At 47.0% G+C, this 18,239-nt stretch carries 26 protein-coding genes and 1 pseudogene; all 27 read right to left on the bottom strand.

Features of this window, described 5'->3' with window-relative positions; genetic code table 11:
• Window positions 1-93: 93 nt before the first annotated feature.
• The gene (locus ACK28X_RS02305) at window positions 94-903 is read right to left on the bottom strand and encodes a DNA adenine methylase (RefSeq protein ID WP_412058061.1); all 810 of its coding nucleotides are present in this window, start codon (window positions 901-903) and stop codon (window positions 94-96) included.
• 130 nt (window positions 904-1,033) lie between these two features.
• The gene (locus tag ACK28X_RS02300; protein ID WP_412058060.1) at window positions 1,034-1,528 is read right to left on the bottom strand and encodes an ImmA/IrrE family metallo-endopeptidase; all 495 of its coding nucleotides are present in this window, start codon (window positions 1,526-1,528) and stop codon (window positions 1,034-1,036) included.
• A gap of 69 nt (window positions 1,529-1,597) precedes the next feature.
• On the bottom strand, window positions 1,598-2,263 hold the full coding sequence (locus ACK28X_RS02295; RefSeq protein WP_412058059.1) for a lysozyme: 666 nt from the start codon (window positions 2,261-2,263) through the stop codon (window positions 1,598-1,600).
• Window positions 2,264-2,326: 63 nt separating this feature from the next.
• Window positions 2,327-3,556 (bottom strand): contractile injection system protein, VgrG/Pvc8 family, encoded by a 1,230-nt coding sequence (locus ACK28X_RS02290; RefSeq protein WP_412058058.1) that lies wholly within the window; start codon window positions 3,554-3,556, stop codon window positions 2,327-2,329.
• Between the two features lie 4 nt (window positions 3,557-3,560).
• A complete protein-coding gene (locus tag ACK28X_RS02285) occupies window positions 3,561-3,776 on the bottom strand; it encodes a tail protein X (protein WP_412058057.1) in 216 nt (71 codons plus the stop codon).
• A 1-nt stretch (window position 3,777) separates the two neighbouring features.
• Window positions 3,778-4,158: a phage tail protein gene (locus ACK28X_RS02280; protein ID WP_412058056.1), complete on the bottom strand. Its 381-nt coding sequence runs from the start codon at window positions 4,156-4,158 to the stop codon at window positions 3,778-3,780.
• A complete protein-coding gene (locus tag ACK28X_RS02275) occupies window positions 4,155-6,032 on the bottom strand; it encodes a hypothetical protein (RefSeq protein ID WP_412058055.1) in 1,878 nt (625 codons plus the stop codon). Before ACK28X_RS02275 ends, ACK28X_RS02280 begins: the two co-directional genes overlap by 4 nt.
• Window positions 6,016-6,174 carry a GpE family phage tail protein gene (locus ACK28X_RS02270; protein WP_412058054.1) on the bottom strand — a complete coding sequence of 53 codons (159 nt, stop codon included), beginning with the start codon at window positions 6,172-6,174 and terminating at the stop codon, window positions 6,016-6,018. Before ACK28X_RS02270 ends, ACK28X_RS02275 begins: the two co-directional genes overlap by 17 nt.
• A 5-nt stretch (window positions 6,175-6,179) precedes the next feature.
• Window positions 6,180-6,506 carry a phage tail assembly protein gene (locus ACK28X_RS02265; RefSeq protein WP_412057197.1) on the bottom strand — a complete coding sequence of 109 codons (327 nt, stop codon included), beginning with the start codon at window positions 6,504-6,506 and terminating at the stop codon, window positions 6,180-6,182.
• 10 nt (window positions 6,507-6,516) lie between these two features.
• On the bottom strand, window positions 6,517-7,014 hold the full coding sequence (locus ACK28X_RS02260) for a phage major tail tube protein (protein WP_412057376.1): 498 nt from the start codon (window positions 7,012-7,014) through the stop codon (window positions 6,517-6,519).
• Window positions 7,014-8,202: pseudogene (locus tag ACK28X_RS02255) on the bottom strand (phage tail sheath subtilisin-like domain-containing protein). The gene ACK28X_RS02260 and the pseudogene ACK28X_RS02255 overlap by 1 nt, the downstream one beginning before the upstream one ends.
• 355 nt (window positions 8,203-8,557) lie before the next feature.
• Window positions 8,558-8,800, bottom strand: a complete 243-nt coding sequence (locus ACK28X_RS02250) for a hypothetical protein (RefSeq protein ID WP_412058053.1) — start codon at window positions 8,798-8,800, stop codon at window positions 8,558-8,560.
• A gap of 11 nt (window positions 8,801-8,811) precedes the next feature.
• A complete protein-coding gene (locus tag ACK28X_RS02245; RefSeq protein ID WP_412058052.1) occupies window positions 8,812-10,344 on the bottom strand; it encodes a hypothetical protein in 1,533 nt (510 codons plus the stop codon).
• On the bottom strand, window positions 10,298-10,624 hold the full coding sequence (locus tag ACK28X_RS02240; protein ID WP_412058051.1) for a hypothetical protein: 327 nt from the start codon (window positions 10,622-10,624) through the stop codon (window positions 10,298-10,300). The genes ACK28X_RS02245 and ACK28X_RS02240 overlap by 47 nt, the downstream gene beginning before the upstream one ends.
• Window positions 10,625-10,656: 32 nt before the next feature.
• Window positions 10,657-11,187 (bottom strand): hypothetical protein, encoded by a 531-nt coding sequence (locus tag ACK28X_RS02235; protein ID WP_412058050.1) that lies wholly within the window; start codon window positions 11,185-11,187, stop codon window positions 10,657-10,659.
• 41 nt (window positions 11,188-11,228) lie between these two features.
• The gene (locus tag ACK28X_RS02230; RefSeq protein ID WP_412058049.1) at window positions 11,229-11,729 is read right to left on the bottom strand and encodes a hypothetical protein; all 501 of its coding nucleotides are present in this window, start codon (window positions 11,727-11,729) and stop codon (window positions 11,229-11,231) included.
• The gene (locus ACK28X_RS02225) at window positions 11,692-11,955 is read right to left on the bottom strand and encodes a hypothetical protein (protein ID WP_412058048.1); all 264 of its coding nucleotides are present in this window, start codon (window positions 11,953-11,955) and stop codon (window positions 11,692-11,694) included. Before ACK28X_RS02225 ends, ACK28X_RS02230 begins: the two co-directional genes overlap by 38 nt.
• A gap of 25 nt (window positions 11,956-11,980) precedes the next feature.
• Window positions 11,981-12,169: a hypothetical protein gene (locus ACK28X_RS02220; protein ID WP_412057119.1), complete on the bottom strand. Its 189-nt coding sequence runs from the start codon at window positions 12,167-12,169 to the stop codon at window positions 11,981-11,983.
• Window positions 12,170-12,181: 12 nt separating this feature from the next.
• Window positions 12,182-13,729 carry a hypothetical protein gene (locus ACK28X_RS02215; protein WP_412058047.1) on the bottom strand — a complete coding sequence of 516 codons (1,548 nt, stop codon included), beginning with the start codon at window positions 13,727-13,729 and terminating at the stop codon, window positions 12,182-12,184.
• Entirely contained in the window at window positions 13,722-13,994 is a 273-nt protein-coding gene (locus tag ACK28X_RS02210; RefSeq protein ID WP_412058046.1) for a hypothetical protein, read from the bottom strand. The genes ACK28X_RS02215 and ACK28X_RS02210 overlap by 8 nt, the downstream gene beginning before the upstream one ends.
• Before the next feature lie 146 nt (window positions 13,995-14,140).
• Window positions 14,141-14,482 carry a hypothetical protein gene (locus tag ACK28X_RS02205; protein ID WP_412058045.1) on the bottom strand — a complete coding sequence of 114 codons (342 nt, stop codon included), beginning with the start codon at window positions 14,480-14,482 and terminating at the stop codon, window positions 14,141-14,143.
• A gap of 9 nt (window positions 14,483-14,491) precedes the next feature.
• Window positions 14,492-14,644: a hypothetical protein gene (locus ACK28X_RS02200; RefSeq protein ID WP_412058044.1), complete on the bottom strand. Its 153-nt coding sequence runs from the start codon at window positions 14,642-14,644 to the stop codon at window positions 14,492-14,494.
• 83 nt (window positions 14,645-14,727) lie between these two features.
• Entirely contained in the window at window positions 14,728-15,222 is a 495-nt protein-coding gene (locus ACK28X_RS02195) for a hypothetical protein (RefSeq protein ID WP_412058043.1), read from the bottom strand.
• Window positions 15,138-16,667 (bottom strand): phage tail protein I, encoded by a 1,530-nt coding sequence (locus tag ACK28X_RS02190; RefSeq protein WP_412058042.1) that lies wholly within the window; start codon window positions 16,665-16,667, stop codon window positions 15,138-15,140. Before ACK28X_RS02190 ends, ACK28X_RS02195 begins: the two co-directional genes overlap by 85 nt.
• Window positions 16,612-16,995, bottom strand: a complete 384-nt coding sequence (locus tag ACK28X_RS02185) for a GPW/gp25 family protein (RefSeq protein ID WP_412058041.1) — start codon at window positions 16,993-16,995, stop codon at window positions 16,612-16,614. The genes ACK28X_RS02190 and ACK28X_RS02185 overlap by 56 nt, the downstream gene beginning before the upstream one ends.
• Window positions 16,996-17,033: 38 nt before the next feature.
• Entirely contained in the window at window positions 17,034-17,660 is a 627-nt protein-coding gene (locus ACK28X_RS02180; protein WP_412057182.1) for a hypothetical protein, read from the bottom strand.
• A 9-nt stretch (window positions 17,661-17,669) separates the two neighbouring features.
• Window positions 17,670-18,236 (bottom strand): phage baseplate assembly protein V, encoded by a 567-nt coding sequence (locus ACK28X_RS02175; RefSeq protein ID WP_412058040.1) that lies wholly within the window; start codon window positions 18,234-18,236, stop codon window positions 17,670-17,672.
• Window positions 18,237-18,239 lie beyond the last annotated feature (3 nt).

Genomic DNA, 18,239 nt, shown 5'->3' with positions numbered 1-18,239 from the left:
GGTCTGTATTTGCTTTGTTAACTAAGCATGAATAGGTAAAAATCTGCAAATACGCCTAGTTTACTGTGACTAGCTTAACGAGAAAAAATCTCATTAACACGCGATTTCATAGTTACTGATAAGAAGTTCATTAGCTACTTTTACGCTGCTATTTTGAGGCAAAATATAACGTGTCTTAACGGGCATCACATGGAAAGCACCAAATATATCGCGTATCGCGGGCACATCATTTAATGATAAAATAAAGGTGCCTTGTAGGCTAGCCAATTGGTCGGCCATTTTGGCGTAATCCTCGCGGCTAAATAGGCCTTTGCCGTAATGTGTTTCAAAGCCATAATAAGGTGGATCAAGGTAGAAGAGCGTACCGGTTCGATCATAACGGCGTATAAAATCGCTCCAGTCTAGATTTTCAACGATAACGCCAGCTAGCCGCCGTTGCACTGCCTCTAATAGAGGCTCTAATGTGCGCATATTAAACCGCGCTGTTTTGTCCCTTTCCATAGCAAAGGCGCGGCTACGCATGTCGCCGCCAAAGCTTAAGCGTTGAAGATAAAGGAAACGAGCGGCGCGCTCTAGGTCAGTTAACGTTTCTGGATCTTGCGCTTTCAAGCGATTAAATTCTGTACGGTTGGTAATTTGATAGCGTAGCATTTCAATAAATGGCTTGTAGTGCCGTTGAAGTATTCTAAACAGGTTAGCTACGTCTTTGGCGCGGTCATTGATGATTTCACATTTTGGAATAAAGCGGCGGCGAAAGAAAATTCCACCCATGCCTACGAAAGGCTCTGCATAGAGCTGATGAGGAATATCAGCAATAATAGCAACGATAGTTTTGGCTAATAAAAGTTTGCCTCCCATATAGGCGGCAACGGGCTTTACTGGTTTTACAGATTGTAAGGACATGACGTAATCTCTTAATGAATATAGTAAAATATAATATGGCGCTAAAATGGTTTTATAAATTTACAATCACGCCTCCTTTCCATGGTGAATCAATAAAAATACCTAATAATAAAAGCTTGTCTTTAACCGCTTATCCAATGCCATATTCAAACTCTAGTCGGTTCTTAAGCATAGGAATGGAGGCCAAGAATATCTTTGAAAGCGTTGGCAGTGGCTGTTGATAAAATTCATCCAGCATAAAGCGCGGCACAAGCAAATTAGCGGCAAAACAATTGGCTTCTTTTTCTTGCACAGCGTTTTCATCATTCAGGTCTTGGCGCATAAGGACTTTGTACTCGTTTGACGCCGCCCATTCCTTATGGAGCAAGGCATGGCCAAGCTCATGGGCAATGGTAAACATTTGCCGTAAGGGATATTCATCCTTATTGATATAAATCGCGTGTTCCTCGGCGTCATAAAACCCAGAAACATTGTTAATCGCTTCCTCTGATGTAAAGCTTACAAATTTGAGTTTGATGTTTTCATTTCGTGCAAGCTCCATAACGTTAACGGGGGGAGAAATGATACCGTATGTCTTTAATAGCCCAAGAGCCGTATTCTTGGCTTTAACATAATTGGGTTGCATGGCTCTATCCTGCACTTGCTTTAAAGATACATTAATACCACATTTTATTTTCTGACTTATAAAAAACGACTACAACCGTCTCTCTTTTTCATGGTGAAGGAAGACAAAAACACCCACACTTGCGGCTAAAACCATGATGAGAGCAAATGCCCATTGTACAGGACCAGAACCACTCACAAAGCCACTTAGCCCTGATAAAGAACCAATAAGCGGCGCAATCGTTCCAGCCTTTAACAAGGCGCTCTTCTCGCTTACTTGTGGTGTTTGATAATTTGATACCACAAAGTCACCGCGCGCCCAAAGGCCAGCCTCAGCGGCACGGCGATTGACCAAACCAACAATACGCTTACCACCTGCCTGCACCCATTTGGCAAGTTCACTTGGTACACAAGTGTAATCACCTTGATTAAGCTTCTTGAGAAGGGTTGAGCGTTCAAATGCATCTACCCCCACATTAAAGCAAAAGGAAACAAGTGCTCCAAATTGATTGTCGTTTAAGGTCACCTCGACAAGGGCGTCGACGGCTTGCTCATATTGGTGCAGATCTTGCAACAAAAGGGCTTGCGCCTCTTGTTCACGCAATACCATGCCTTGCTTGGGATAGGGAGCACCTGCTGCCGCCGTGTGGCCATAGCCAATCGTCCACACACCCGCACTATCGCAATAGGCTTCACGCCTTAAACCTTCCCATTGCTTGATCAGTGCAAGCCCTTCTTTGCTAATCCTTCGGGTCATGATTACTCCAAAAAAAACCCGCCTAAGCGGGGGATTGTGGTTTCATAGAATAGGTGTGGTAAACTAACTTATATGGATCACATCATCATTAGCGGTATTTTGTGGAGGTGCATTGTCATCAATGAGATCATCCTTTGAGGGTGTGGTTGCTTGGATATGATCGACAATGCGCTCTTGGTTTTCGTCAAAGATCTCACATTCAACGCTTGTGACATAGCCACTTTCAGCGGTAAGCTTGTGACTTACGCTCAACGCACGCCAAGTGGAAGGCATATAGGGTCGAAACGGTGGCGACAAGACAATCTTGGTTTCTGCCATGATAGAAGGTGCTCCGCCCATCTCAAAGCTAAATTTGGCTTTGCCGCGTGTCGCCTCATTCTTTTGTGTGCTCGCAAGGCTTACCGCCGCCGCCTCATTATGGGCTGTGTGACGCGCTTGTTGATAAGGCGCGTTGCCTACTTGCACGCTTTTTACAGAACCAGAGCGAATATCATTATATTGTACCGCAACACCACCCTTATCCGCAGGCTTGTCGTCTTTCTTATCCATATCCCCGCTATGGATGATATCCTCTTTGCCACTTGGCTTTGTGTCCTTCTCCTCTGGCAATTCCCAAGCTGTGCTGGCTAAACCATTGGCTTGACCCGCCTCAACCCGCGCTTCATAGCTAAACTTCCAGTCAGAACACATGCTTTCTTTAAGCGTAAACACGCCTAAATCAGTGCCACTTAGGCTTTTAGCCGTACCACGCTTAGCCAAAACCAACTTGCCATCTACGGGCTTAGCCACTGCGTCATACATAGAAGCCAACCGTGCCGCAAAGGCCATGTCACTTTCATTATGCTGATCTATATGCCGAATAACAATTTTAGCTAAATCCCTGTCCAACTTCGCTTCAAACCCATTGCGTGTTGCAATCTCTTGAGCAATCGTGCCTAAGGTAGTTTGATGATAGGATTGGCTTTTGGCGCTACGATAGGTTTTATGCATATCAGCGCTATGGCCAGTAATCGTTAAACTGCGCGGATTGGGTTTTAGTGCTATCGTATCAATCGTAAAGCTACCAAGGTCGCGCACCTCTCCCTCTGTATAGCCTAAGCGCACGCCAATAACCGTACCAATCAACGGGATAGTCAAACCATCATGACCCGCGCTCTTTGCATCATCAAGGGTAAGGGTTAAACTATTGCTTTTATTAGCCGCTTCATCCTTTACTTCAACTTCTAACAAATAGGGTGCTATTTTGTTTGTGATGTCTCTCTCATGGCTAATGATCTGACAAATAGGCTGCATGGGCTTAATCCCAAATGTTCACATAGGAGCCTGCGTTGGGGGTCGGTAGATCAGGCAAAACAAGCTTAAGACCCGCAGGCAAATGCGCTCCATAATCGGTCAAACGGTAATTAGCTTCATAAACAAGGCGTAGCGCCATATCTTGGTAGGCCTTTGGGTAATAATTATAACAAATGGCATCCACCATATCGCCTTCACGCGTAAGATAAATCTCATCCATACTATTGACCGCTATATTCTTTAAGGTTGATGGTAAATTCTTGACGCTTTGGTTGGCCATCACGAGTAAAAATGGTGTTCTCTTCCTCTACGCTTTCAATAATAAATTCGCCAAACACCTTACCATCACCAGAGATAAGCAAAAGGGGTTTGCCCTCATCAGCCATAGCGCGCATCGCGTCCAACTGGCCATAACCACCACGCCACTGCGGGTAGAGCACCCCTTCAAGGCTGATGCTTGTTGCATTAAGCGTTGGGTTTTGCAAAACGGGCTTACGGCCTAAGCGCGCTTGCTCAACCCAGCCATAACTATCGCTTCGTGCCCATCTTTGATAAGGCAATTGCCGCAAGGAAAAGCGAAAGTCACCTAACGCCATCATCATGCTAAATCACCCAATTGTGCCATGAGCTCACGGCGCTGTTGCATGGACAAGTCCTGCAAGGCTTTTTTGATCTGCGCAGCAATGTCTTTGACAGTACCATTGCTTTGCACCGTAAGATTGCTAATCGTTATGCTTGGATTATAGGCAACAGTATTGGGAGCGCTATAGCCACTAAGACGCGGGATATTAGCAGTGGGCGTTTGTGGTTGGCTTGATGCTATCTTGGCTTGAGCCGCTGTGTCTGCTTCCAATTGGCTATTGCCATCGTTAACGATGTTTCGTTGTACCTCTTCAACGCTTTTGGTCGTTACCGTAGCCGCAACGTTAAGGCCTAATTTGTTTTTTACCCAGTTAGGCATCCAGCTGATAAGACCCATAATCTTATCTTGGAGCCATTGGGTTAAGTTATTCCAACCCAATTTTAAGCCATTCCATAAAAAGCTACAGATGCCTTTGCCAAAATTTAACATGCGGCTACCAATATTACTGATAACATCAGTAATAAAGTCAAAGCAGGTTGCAAAAAAGTCAGTAATCCAATTCCAGCCGCTTTTGATGCCCTCCCATAAAAAGCCGATGATCCTCTTACCAAGCCCTAAGAAGTCAATGCTAGATATATAATTGACAACATTGCTAAAGACATCAACAACCTTCTCCCATGAGCTAGCTAGAAAGTCTGTAATGCTACTCCAGTTCTTAATAGCCAGTACCAGCGCGCTAATCCCCACAATAAGCCAACCAATAGGTGTTGCCAGCATCGCCGCGCCTAGACTTATAAAAGCAGGTACAAGCCCCCAAAGTGCCCCAATGAGCGGTCCTGCTATATAGAGGCCAACACCCACAAGCGCCAGCTTTAGGTGATTGCTCAAAAAGCTTGCCACAGGCTTTATGCAATTATAGACCCATTTAAAACTCTCTGCCCAGTCATCTATGCTCTTGCGTAAGTCTGATGTTGGGTCTTTTAAGTCCTTCAAGGTTCCTTTAAACCACTCTAAACCCTCTTTGATCTTGTCATTGATTAAATTCTTATTGGCATCAATCAATTGATTAAGCCAATCAAGAGTCTCTTTCAAAATGGGCATAAACCCTACAGAGATCCGCTTGGTAAAGGTGCTAAAGCGATCCGAAAGGCCTTTCATACTATTATTTAAATCAAGTGCCCCCGCCACCGCATCATCACCAATAATGCTTCCCGAAGCGCGCGCCTCTTGGCGCATGGCTTTGATCTCTTCACGTGTTTTACCCATAAAGGCCAAAAACTGCGGCCCCTTATCAAGGCCAAAGACTTGCTCGCTTAAGCCTTGTTGGCCTTCTTTCTTCATCTGCCCCATGCGCTCAATGAGATCGCCAAACAATGCGGCGGGGTCTTTCATTTTTTCTTTAAGGCTTTGTGCACTATAGCCAAGGGCGGCAAAGGCTTCTGCACCTTTCCCTTTACCCGTGGCGATAAATTCATTGGCGCGCCGTGTCATCTGTGCAAGACCATCGCCCATACTATCAGCCGTTATGTTAAAACTATCGCCTGCATATTGGAGCTCTTGCAAGCTTTCCGCTGATGTGCCAATGGCTTGTGCCCAATTATTAAGGCTAAGCGCATTGGTTGTTAGCTTCTTCTCAAGCCCATAAACACCGGCTACCAAACCACCACTGCCAAGCCCTACAAGAGCTGTCAACTTCGCAATCCGTCCTAAGCTTTTGTTTGCACCAGCCCCCACATTGTCAAAAGCCTTGCCCAAACCTTTGACCGATTTTGACAAGATAGAAAGACCTGTAACCCGCCCCATCTTATTGAGCTTAGTTTGCATACGTTTAATGGGACCGGATATCTTATCTTCAAGCGATAGCTTGATCACGGCATTAGCTAATTTGTCCATGATGATCCTTTGAAGGTGGGGAAGGTGGTTCAGGTGGTTCAGGTGGTTCAGGTGGTGTTAATCTTTTGCGCGCCCACTCGTGCCAAGAGACGAGCTCTTGGGGGGTGAGTTCTAGAAGCTCAGAAAGCGGCCAATGAAACACAAGGGCTAGGTCGGTGATGTAGGTGGCGGCTGTGTCCCAATCTCTAATTGGGATGGCCGCAAAAAATGGCCAATCATCTCCGCAAGGGCGTTCATGTCATACATGTCTAGTGCCGCTACGGCTTCTGGGGGCCAACCAGATAGCCTTACAATAAGCTTCTCAACTTGTTCCTGCTTTATACGCTCTAAGTCTACATGGCGTAAGTCTCCAACTGCGACACGCCGTAGTGTGATGTCCTCGTGAACCTTGCCTTCAAACTCAAGCGGCATGGCAAGCTCATATGTTTCTTCTAATGCAAATTTCCCTGCTAGACGTTTAACATTAACGCTCATGTTTTTTCTCCTAAAGTCCAATATTCGTGCGGTGTGCGGCAAGTTGATCAACGCCGCCAATGCGTTGGATCATGTTAACAATGTCAATCTCGGCATATTCCACATTGTCTTGTTCATAGCGGAAATATGAAAGCGTATAATCAATGGTTTGCGTGGTCTTTTGTCCTCCTTGCCATTGGCCAAAGTTCAAGCCTTTTTGAAGGCCACGTACAGAAATCACCACGGGCTCTTCTTTGCTACCTTGCGCCTGTACAGAGCCGCGCAAAATTAACGGCGTGTTAGGTGTGCTAAATAGCGTTAATAATTTAGGATCATAATCAGAAATCACCATTTGCATGGTCATGACATCAAGGCCTAACTCAATCTCAACAGGTCCATTCATACCAGCGGCGCGATGGCTTTCTACTTGTACCGTAAGATTAGGCAAAGTGACGCTATCAACGCGCCCAAGGTAAGAGCGACCGTCAAGATAAAGATTAAAATGTTTGAGAAGACGAGGTAACGCCATTAGAAAACTCCCTCAAAATAATCATTGGTTAGCCTTGAGCGAAAGACGATATGCTCAGCGGGTGTTGGTGGGGTGAAGTCTATGTCAAACCACACAACACCATCGGCTAAAGAGGCGGGCCTATTAAGTTCAGGATTGGCAATGCATTTGCCACCAAGAATGGCACCTTGGGCTTTGAGATCACGCAAATAAGCGTTCACACTTTCGCAAACATCGTCAAAATAGTTTTTGGTAATGGTACGGTCAATCGCCCAGAGATGACTACGCAAGATGCTGTCTTCAATCATATCAGCGGTACGTACCACCGGCAAAAAGGCCCATTTGGTTTCGCTTGCCAAGGTACGATTGCCCCAAAGCCGATAGCCATTTTCGCGAATAATGGTGGTGATCTTGCTTGCATTTAACAGATTAGCTCTGCTTGCTTTGTCGCCAAGCGCAAAGTCAACGGGGCGCGCAAGCCCCAATACCCCATTCAAGACTTGGTTGGACGGTGACCACCAAAAACCTTTCTCATAGTCAATTTTGGCAATCAATCCAGCAACTGCGGCGCTTGCCGGCAGGGTAAGTATATGATCACCTGCGCTAACCTTAACAAAGGGGTCAACCATATAAAGGCGCTTGGAAGATAAATCAGCAGCATATTGCTGTGCGTCTTCATCGGTTGTATTGGGTCCATCAATCACTGCAATGGCGCGAAGCTTTTGCGCAATGATGCTAAGCTTTAGCAACAACGGGGTTTATGATAGGCTTCTTGCTTTTTTCCTCTTGGGGTCGTTGATGGGTAAAGCCTGCTGCACATAGAATACGTGGTTCGAGCCCTAGTTTAGACTTAGCGGCTAAGAAGGCGTCAAGGCCTTCATAAGCGCCGGCCTCATTCACACCGCCAAGGACTTTTGCAAAACTTTCCCTATCTTCCTCAACCCGCACCACCACAATCACCGCACCAATTTGGTTAAAGATTTGTGCAACAGCATCAGGGAGTGTGCCACGGGCTTTACCTACTGCGCCTAATTTTGCCGCTTTAAGCCGTGATCCCGCAATCAATACGGGCTCATTAAGCGGGAACACTTGCTCATCAGCATCAGGTGCTGTGCCAATCAAGCCAATAACTGCGCTATTGACTGTGCGTATGGGGCGGGGGCCGTCGTCAATCTCAATGACTTCAGCACCATGTAAAAAATCTGTCATAGGGTAACCTCTTAGAAGGTGGGCAAAACGCAAAAAGCCCACGATGCGCAGGGTGCACAAGGCGGGCAGTTAGGGAGTGTTAATAAATAGGCGTTAGAAAGACTCAACAGCAAAAAGCAGAAGGCTTGAGCAAGCAAGCTATCGAGGGAGACGGGCTCCCTCGACTTAGGCAAGAAGCCCTTGCTGTTATTTGGAGGTTAATTCTATGAGGTTTATCCCCATAAGAGTTAAGCTTACAATTAGAAAAACGTCAGGTTGCTTGCAGATCGATCTGAGCGTTATATTCTTTTGGTAAGCTATCGTGGGTGGTTTTATGCCACCCACACTCCAAATATAGCAAAAGCAGTCAGGGTGTTCAAGGGTGATCTGACGAGGTGTGTTTATCTGCATCTAAGAGATCATGAAGAGAGGCATCGAGCGCTAGCGATTTTTGTTGTTTTTTCTCTGGCGGTATGAACTGTCCATTCTCATAACGCCAACCAATACCCGCCTCATCCGAGGGAATGGCAATAGCTCCGTCATTAAATGGATAGGTGTAGTTTTCAGGCGCGACGATTGTGTTAACCACCACGCCATCTTTTACAACAGCGTAATACATACTGTTTCCTCTTATTTTGGGTTGAGCCATATTTTGAGAAGAAGCAAACCAGCGGCTCCTTTTCCACCAAGACCAGATTTACCATGTAGCATATCTTTACAACCTAGGCCGCCATTACCGCCGCCGCCGCCGCCGCCCGCTGGAAATTCACCATCAGCGCCATCGCTTCCATCGCCAGCAGGGGTAGCTGGTTTAGTTGGCGTGAGCGGCTTAGCGGGCGTACCTTGATCGCCACCATCACCTCCTTTGCCTCCATAAGCAGAAGAGCCTCCTGCGCCTCCTGTAGGATTATAAAGTTTTGTCATAGGGTGCGTTATAGCCCCCACCACCGCCTCCGCCACCGCCGTAAATGGATGCACCACCCCGACTTCCCTCATAAGCACCCCCACCACCGCCATAAGCAGAAGAAGCCGCCAACTGATAAGAGGTACCCCCTTTGCACCTCCTCCACCTTTACCACCACCGCCATAAGCTTTCTCACCGCCGCGGGCTAATATAACAAGGTCACCGCCAAGCATGGTGTCGCCACCATCTCCGCCCATACGGCCCCCGTTGCCAATTATAAAGGCGTCTTGGTCTTCTAATTCTTTCTTAAGAAACTTCTTGATGACACATTCACCACCACCACCACCATTTTTCGCAATAATGCTATCGGCTCTGTAGGGAGCGCCCGCTCCACCGCCCCCCCAAGCCCAAACCTCAACAAGGCTGTCATCTTTGATATCTTTAGGCCATTCAATACGGCCACTCTGCGTATATTTGAGTTCTATATCGGGCTTCTCATCTGACGGTGTATAGTCGGGAATAGGTGGGGGTTCTGGTTGTGGTGTGGGGCGCGGCGCTGGTGGAGGTGGTTTGGGAAGCGCTTCTATGATACGTTCTATGTGTCGTTCTACAATAAATTGCACATAGGCCTCACTGACAAGACCTTGCTCTCCTTTATCGCCTTTGTCGCCCTTATCACCTTTTACGCCTTGGATACCCTGTAAACCTTGTAAACCGCGGTCGCCTTTGTCGCCTTTGTCGCCCTTGTCGCCCTTTACGCCTTGAGGGCCACGTGGACCTTGTTCGCCGCGCTCACCTTTAGCATCAATCTTTTGAGTGAGTTCACTCTTGGTAGCGTCAATCCTCTCAGCTAAGGCTTGCTCAACATCTTCAATTTTTTTTCGTTCGTGTAATAGGCTGTTATGTCCTTTGGTAGAGGCATCAACGTATCCTTTATTTTGTATTCCAAAAGCGTATAGAGACACTGGCAGATTCTCCATGCTCGCCCCGATAGCTTTGACCACCACCGCTTTCATAACAGCGGGCTTTCCCGCCAGCACCACCCCAGCTACCGCCACTGGCACCTCTACCGCCATACGCATAATTTGACCAGTCATAAAATAAAGTCTGACCATTTGATCCGCGCGACCCGTCCACGTCCACTCTCTAACGGGGCTTGAACCCTGCTTAGCGAGGCCATAATTATCCCCACTACCACCGCTACCGCCTAGCCTATATATAGGTGGTGCCAGAAGAACAACGCGCGTCAGTACCATCATTACCGCTCCCAGCGTGTAATATAGTATCTATTGTGACACTAAGGCCTATATGAACATAGTGGTTATCTTTTAAATCGGCTTTAAATCCATACCAAACAGATCGACCGCCCCCACCGCCGCCGCCTCCACCACCAGCACGATACTCATTACTACTTAGCCAATTATGCTCATAATAATAATCACCGTCCCCACCATTCCCACCCGCACCATAGGCTATGATTTCAATAGCCGTGTCATCATCTACCCATTCTGGAAACTTAATATAACCGCTTGTCTCCAAATAAAGCGACGCATCAGCTGTCTTTGGCCAATTTAGGGGGTTATTCCAAATTTTTTTTTTAAATCAGCAAATTGCGCATCAAAGGCTTTTTTTTGATTGGCTAGCCGATTTTGCATATCCTGTTCTTGTTGCTTTAGCTTTTGATTAAGCTCTTGCTCTATCTGTTGCTTAGTAGTGGTAATGTCACGCTCTATCTGTTGCTTGGTACTAGCAAGTGTTTGGTCGGTCTCTTTCTTAGTATAGATGTCACTGGCATCGTTCTTTAAATAGCCCCAAAACAAAATCTGCGTGCCGGCTTTAAGCGGCGCTGTTAGTTTGAGGCTAAAGGTGCTCGTTGCTTTGTTAAAACTTAATCCATAATCTTCATAATAACTATTGCCGCTTATAAAGACCATGCCATCATCAAACCCACCATCAACCTTAAATGGACCCGTTTCACCCTCTACTTTTGTGACATAAAGCTGTTGACGCAAACCACCAATCGACACCGTAGAAGTGGGAACCCAGCCATCTTTAGACATTTGCTTCATCTGATTGGGATGTTGGCTTATATCAAACGCCAAAGTGCCGATAGGAGCCTTGACAGGTAAGCTTGTAAGCGCCCCTAGATATAGCGTTGTTTAAAATCAGCAAGCAATTGTTGCGTGTCATTTTTTGCTACTTGCGCACCATTGCGTGCTTGTATCGCATTGTTTAAATCGACATGCACGTGCTGCTTATCGTCTTCGACCTTTTGTTTATCAAGGGCTACGTCATCGCGTAACCTTTTCGTCTGATCAAATAGGGTCTGACTAGCCATGGTTGCGGCGGCTAAGGCTGATACTTGCCAATCATCTAAGGGGCCAAGCGTTGCATCGCTGTTTGCCCCATAAACCGCCATGACAAATAGTCGTAAAACCGCTCTCTCACGATCATAGTGAATCATCCGGCAAATGGCGTAAGCCGTACTATCATGCTTGCTGGTTAAAGCCACGAAGGGCGAGGGCACAAAGCTTTCGGCTTGCTCACCCTTAACTAAGGCAATATCGCGGATATCCCCTTGGCGAACGCTTAAAGCACCATCCACATCAGCAAGCAAAAACCCAAGTTCTGTGAGTTTTTGCAAAACGCTCTGTTATCGGCCCTAAAATCTCATTAAGCCGTTTAAGCCCCATAGCCAACACTTCATTATTGGCTTCATCAAAGCTAAAGCTTTGGCCTTCAACCTTTAATAGACGCGTGTCAAGATCGCGCACCAAACGGTTCCAGCGCACATCATCTAAAATATCACTACCGCGTACACAATAGGCTGGATAGCGGCTTTCTGGGTGTTTCTTTTCTACCTGCTGCACAGCTAAAACCTTTGTTTATCTTCGCTTAAACCTCTGGCCCAACTCTAATGACTTCCTCAATCAGAGCGGGGTCAACATCTTCAAGCAGGCTTCCTAGAAAATAATTAGTACTAATGGCGGTATAGGTTGTATTATGAAGAGTCACTGGTCTATTGAATGTGACCTTATAATAGATATCGGCTTCATATTTGCTCTCTTGTGTCGTCTTTGCCATGAGTCTTCTCCTTTACGCTGTGCGACCAATATCAACGCGCTCTGCTACGTGATAGGTGTTAAGTGGGCTTTTAGTGGTGCCGGTAATCTTGATTTTATAGGCTTTGAGGGAGGTAAACTTAAATTGCCAGCGCCGCTCTATCGCGTTGGGATCTTCAGTTTTATAATCCTTGACGCTACTTGGCGCGGTAAGGCTTTTAAAATCATCACCAGCCATAAGTCGCACAACGCATGTGTGGTTAGTCTGCTCGTAGTCTTCAAGCCTTAAGCGCACCTCTACAAGGGTGACGCCTGTAGGCATTGTGCGTGCCTTTGAGATATGGGTATAATCTGTGCGTGCGCGCGCTGTTGTGATGCTTGACGCAGAGCCAAAGGTAAAGCTTGGCATAAGGTCAGTTGTTCCAATGAACACCAAGCGCGCTTCATAAAGCGGGTTAAGACCGAGCAAGAGGTTTGGTGCATCGCTAGCAATGGGTCTCCATTGGCCTTCAACACGGATTTGCCACACCAATTGACAGCCTTCGGGCACAAAGCTTTCGGCCAAAATATCAACATCACCAATGCCGCCTTCCAACACCCATGGCTCCACTTGCACTTCTGCGCGTGTTGCGTTGAAATGGGCATAATAAAGGCGCATAGCAAGATCAATTTTAGCGTCGCCCATAAACCAGCCGCCGCCATCGCCCGAATAAAAATATTGGCCTTGGCCATATTTATTGCCATTGATCGTGCAGGCCATATGCGCACCATCTGTTACCAAAACCAAAGCATAGCGGCCTTTGGTCACAAAGACGGGGCCTATAGGGACTTTGGTCTCATGGGGATAGACTTTAAGATCCTCTACTGCGATCTTGACCCGCGCCAACACCTTGTTCAAATCAGGTGCGCCGTGATCGGTTTCTGTGATCAATACATGGATGTCACCCGTTTTAGCGATTTGTGAGAAGAACAAATCAATATGGGTCAACCAACCATCCTGTGCATTGAGCCATGTTTGCGCGGCAATCGTGCCGTTTAGGGTGAACGTTTCCACCTGCGCATCCCAATAGGCTTCATCATAACTATCATACCAAAATTGGGTCACCCGCACATAGCCCGTATGGGCGGCGGCGTTGCGACGATCTTCTGGTGTTACTTCCCATGTCTCACCATCCCTGCGAAAGATCCCCGTAACGGGGTCATAGCGCCCCGAATTCCACCAAGAAGAATTGGTGCACACCGACCTTGTAACCCCATAGCGTATGCGTGTGCGGGTGCGGGTCTTTTGCACCATGTTCACACCGCTTCGCACCGTATATTGCGAAAGGATAATCTCACCATCCTTACCCGCAAGATCAAGCCTTAGTTTAGGACTATAGGCGGGAAGCGCAAAATTGCCATTAAGCATAACACGCGGCTCTAATGGATTAAGCAAGTTGATATTAGCTTTGCGCTCAGCCGCGTTGCCAAAGCGTATACCTTCTTCAACCTTACAAAGATACTCAGGGTGTTGGCTATCACTATCGGATTGCTTAAGGCTTAAATAGTGATCAGCACCCCAAAAGGACATATCTTCAGGCATGCATGCCAACCCGCGCCTTGAGGCGACCAATATCAGCGGCGGCATTAAAAAACTCATCTTGGCGCACCACGCCTTTAAGGCTTGATGCTAAGGCGGTCATATCGGTATCCAGCGTATCAATGCGCTTACCTGTGTTGTGCATCCAGCCTTTCACATTTGTGATATCGGTTTGTACCTTCTCAAGCGAGATAATCCTATTCTCTTGCACCGCTTCAATTGAGGCTATGCCCGCAGGTGTGAGCGTGACATAGGCTACAGGTACCACAGCGCTATCAAGGATGGGCGGTTGTGGATTGGCGTTCTCAATGCCTTCTACCGCATTAACCTCTGCAAAGCGCTGATTGACGGTCGCTACGGGGCGTGGTTCGATCTTATTTGACCATTCATCTGACTCTTTATCCGACTTCTCCTTTACGAGAAAGGTAACTGGTTCAATAGCGCTATCAAGCGTTTTGCCCCAAACCGCAATGGTGACAATTTTCTTAGTGATGGTTGGTAGGTAGTTGGAAGGGATAAAATCACCCCATTATCTTCTTGGCGCGCATATACTTTGCCATTGTAATAAAGCCTGCCTTCGCCAACCGTTACCTCCATGGGGCCGGTCTTGGCTACGGGAAAGTTCCAAAATTTGGTGGTGCTGGTGATTGCATCATGGACAATATGATCCAAACCCTCGCGCGCAAACTCACCAATATTATTGAGAGAGTCTGAGGTCATTTGTTGTTGTGGATAAAAGATGGCGGTCTTTTCCATAAAATACTCCTAAAGCTGAAAGGGTAGCGCGCTATTAAACCGCACCGATCCATTAAGCGGTGTTTGGTCATCAAAGCGGCGGGGACGCGTGGTTTGCCATGTCACCAAAATTTGGTCGCGTTGTGCTTTGGAAAGGGCAATAGCGCGCGCGACCTGTTGCATTTGGCTGTGGTCTTTCGTGTATAAAAAGCTCTTTCCTAAAAAGCTCACCCCCAAGAAACTACTGCGTGGCCGGCTCTTAACCTTTAAAAATCAATAGCCACTTCTGCCTGATAGGCGGGCATAGAAAGGCGGCAATGGCCAAGAAAAGCACCGGTAGTGCGCTTAGCCCATGTTGGCTTTTGCTCATAAAGCGCAATAGAGTCATAGATCATCTCATGGGCTTTGGAGGGCAATAAAAAGTTGCGCCCTAGAAAACGCGTTGTTCCTTTGCCACAAAACATGCCATAGGCATCCTCGCCTTTGCTTGACATCCGCTTAGGTCGCACGTCCATAGGTTCAAGAGAGGCGCTCACCCCATTAGGCCATAGGGGCGAGGTTTGATCATAGTAATCCACGTCTTGGCGTATTGTGATAATTTGTGGCTCTCTCTTACAAACACCTAAAAAGCTACGCCCCATCTTGCCTAAGAAGGCGCCCTGTCCAGCCTCACCTGCTAACAGAAAGCGCTCAACACGCTGCTTTTGCCTTGCGGGTAAGTCAATTTTGGTAAGCGGTGTCTCCTTACCATTCTGCCACAAACTAAACTAGCGCGCCGCCCATAAAATTGGCGTGCGCGCGATGGCAATAGAAAACTATGGTTTAAAAAGCCCTGCCCACAAAAGGCCTCACCTTGGGCAAGAAACCGCTCTTTTACAAAGCGAATGCGGATTTGTGGTTGCTCGCTATGCCACGCCTCTAGCTTGTCTTTGCTCATGCCTTCTGACAAAAACATCCGTTGCGGGGGTGTGACAATTTGGCGTAGTTCACTACCAACCAAGGCAATATAGGTTTTTAATCCTGCCGCCGTGCCTTTAATGCGCTGGAGTTCAAAGGCGCGGGCAATGACTTGGCGCTTTTGGGCGATCGTCCATTGGTCATTCCATATCTCAATGCCAAAGCGAAACGCCAGCCATGGCAAGAGATGTTCCGCAATAGCATCAGGATTGGTAAAATCAGCCAAAGCATCAATCGGTAAGCTTGGAAAGCTTGTTGCTTGTTCTAGATTGCGCTCAAAGGCTGTTGACCTTGCCGGCAGAAGCGAACTAAACGCTGACACATGGTCAATCTCCACCGCGATATCTGTGGCTACAGCGATTTCGAAACTCTTACAAAGCTGATCAACGCTTGGCGCTTCAAGCACCACATTTTGAATGCCTGTGCTTGTTAGAGCGGCAATAAGGCCAGAACGCGTTGCGCTATAACCAACCTTTTGCACCTCTTGCAAATAGGCTTTTAAGCGCTTTAGGGATTGCTCTTTCACAACGCCTTGGTCGGGACCGGGATAAATTGTAAGCTTGGCGGCAATAGAATAAGGCTTTGGAACCGCCATAGATACCACAACATGATCGGTTAAAGGGCGTAAATCCTCTTGGTTTAAACGCGCACGCACCATCTTTAAAATCTCATGATCGGGGCGGCAAAGGATACGTGTAAACGCGCTTTGCTCTGGTTGAGCAAATAAAGCACGCCCGATCACCGTTTCTTCTTCTGTACCATCCTTCACATCTTCATAAGCAAGAAGGCTAATGTTCACCTCACCTAAGTTCTGACTATCAACATTAGCATGCACAATCGCTGTTGAAACGCTCATCGTGTGGAACAAATAAGCCCGTCTTGGACCAGCGGTTGAAAGGCCGCTTAGTGCTTGCTGAATGCGCGAGCGAAAGCGCGCGTCCGTCTCTCTATCAAGGCGCATAACATTGGCAAAAGCACCCATAACATCAAGGTCATGTCCGCGCGCGCTCACAATATTATTAGCGCGTGCCGCATCGTTAATGCGTTGGCGCAATAAAAACTCCCGATAGCAAAAGGCTTCAATCACCTTAATTGCGGGATCGCTCTCAAGCACACTATAATTTGGCTCTAACGCTTTTAACTTAGCAATGGCAGCTTGGCGAATGGCTTCATAAGAGACCTCTTCAACAAAGTCAGGGGCAGGAATTTGCGTTAAGTCTAATGTATGGAAATAGGCGTTTTGGCTCATTGTAAAACCAGCCCTTCCATTTTAATAGGCTTGCCGCTTGGCATGTAAAGCCCGTCAAAACTGATCTCAACAACACAGCCGCTTGGGGCATAGTATAAGAGATCGTGTTCAGCTTTAAACGCGGCTCATATTCTTTAAGCGCTTGGGCTACAGCCATATACAGATCCACAGCAAAAAATGCATTCACTGGCTGGTCAAGTAAGCGCGCTACATCGCTACCATAGGCGCGACGCATCACACGGCTTCCTTTAGCAGTCATTAAAATATCAATCAGCGATTGCCGCAGATGATCCATACCAGAAAGCGGCTTTCCACTCTCTCTATCCATGCCAATCAACATAATATCTCTCTATTGCGCTGGGAATTCTAAGAAGTCGCGCACGTTCTTCTCAAGCTTACCATTTTGATCTGATCAGCAGGAATGTAAGTCGCGTAAGCACCTGCTTCTTTGTGTAAAACATCTTCATATTCTATCCAGTCTTCTTGGGCAGGGGCCATTGAATGCGTAATATAAAGCACTACGTCGCCTGTCGCCCCCAAAGCATAGGGACCGTTAGGAAGGTTTACAAAACGATGAAGACCTCTTGATACAAGGGTAGTATCATCTTTCAAAACAACATTAATTTCCTGAGGACGCGCATTTAGAGTTTCGCTAAACTGGATCCAAGCAGAAGGGGTGTGGTCGCAGTGACTAATATCCAACTTACGTAATATTTTATAAAACCATAGGCGAAAATATTTACGCCAAAGCGCGCTTATAATAATTGTCCCAAAAAACGCAGGGATAGCCGGAAAAGGTTCAGCCATACCAAAATACACGGCGGCTTTATAAAAACTCGCACCAATCAAGCCAAAGCAAAGGGATGGAAAGAAGATGTTTGCGGTTCTATCATCCGTGTGTATGCCGTTATTGGCAATATGATACCCAACGTATCCACAAGCTAATATAGCCCATATCTGCCAGACTAGAAGAAACAATACAGGATCGCTCATACTATCTCTCTATTGCGCTGAGGTAGTGATAGAGCCACCGACCGCAACGCCACCATGCACGTGGTTTTGCCCAATATTGCTACCATTATGGCTAAGCGTGCCTGATTGAATGGCGACACCACCTGCTTGTAGGTGCATGTGATTTGCGGCTTTGGTGGTTATATTTTGTGCTTCTATCCCCAAATCGCCATCAGTTTTAATGCTAATGCCTTTGGGCAGTTTTGTTTGCATAGCTTGTGCATTAATCCCGATGGTTTCATCGGTAGTAAGCATAATGCCACGCGGCGCGTAAATCTCTAGCACGCCATCCTTAGCGCTGATCTTAGCGCCGCCCTCAATGGCAAGGCTAAAGCCGCCACCACTGCTAATAGACACATCAAATGTGCCTTTGTCCGCAATGGTCATTGTATAGCTATGGCGTTCATCATCATACTCTATTTGGCTTCCATCAGGATAAACGGTGCGGTGTAGGTTGCCTTTATCGGCCGCTTGAGTAGTCTCGGTCGCAAGCGCCCCTACAATCACCCCTTGCGCCAAATCACCGCTTGGACACGCCATAACAACTTGCTCGCCCACACA

It is taken from the genome of Bartonella sp. DGB2, from assembly GCF_046843095.1.
Taxonomy (GTDB): Bacteria; Pseudomonadota; Alphaproteobacteria; order Rhizobiales; family Rhizobiaceae; genus Bartonella.
Note: the sequence above shows the minus strand (reverse complement) of the source record. Positions and strands in the feature narration are given on the sequence as shown.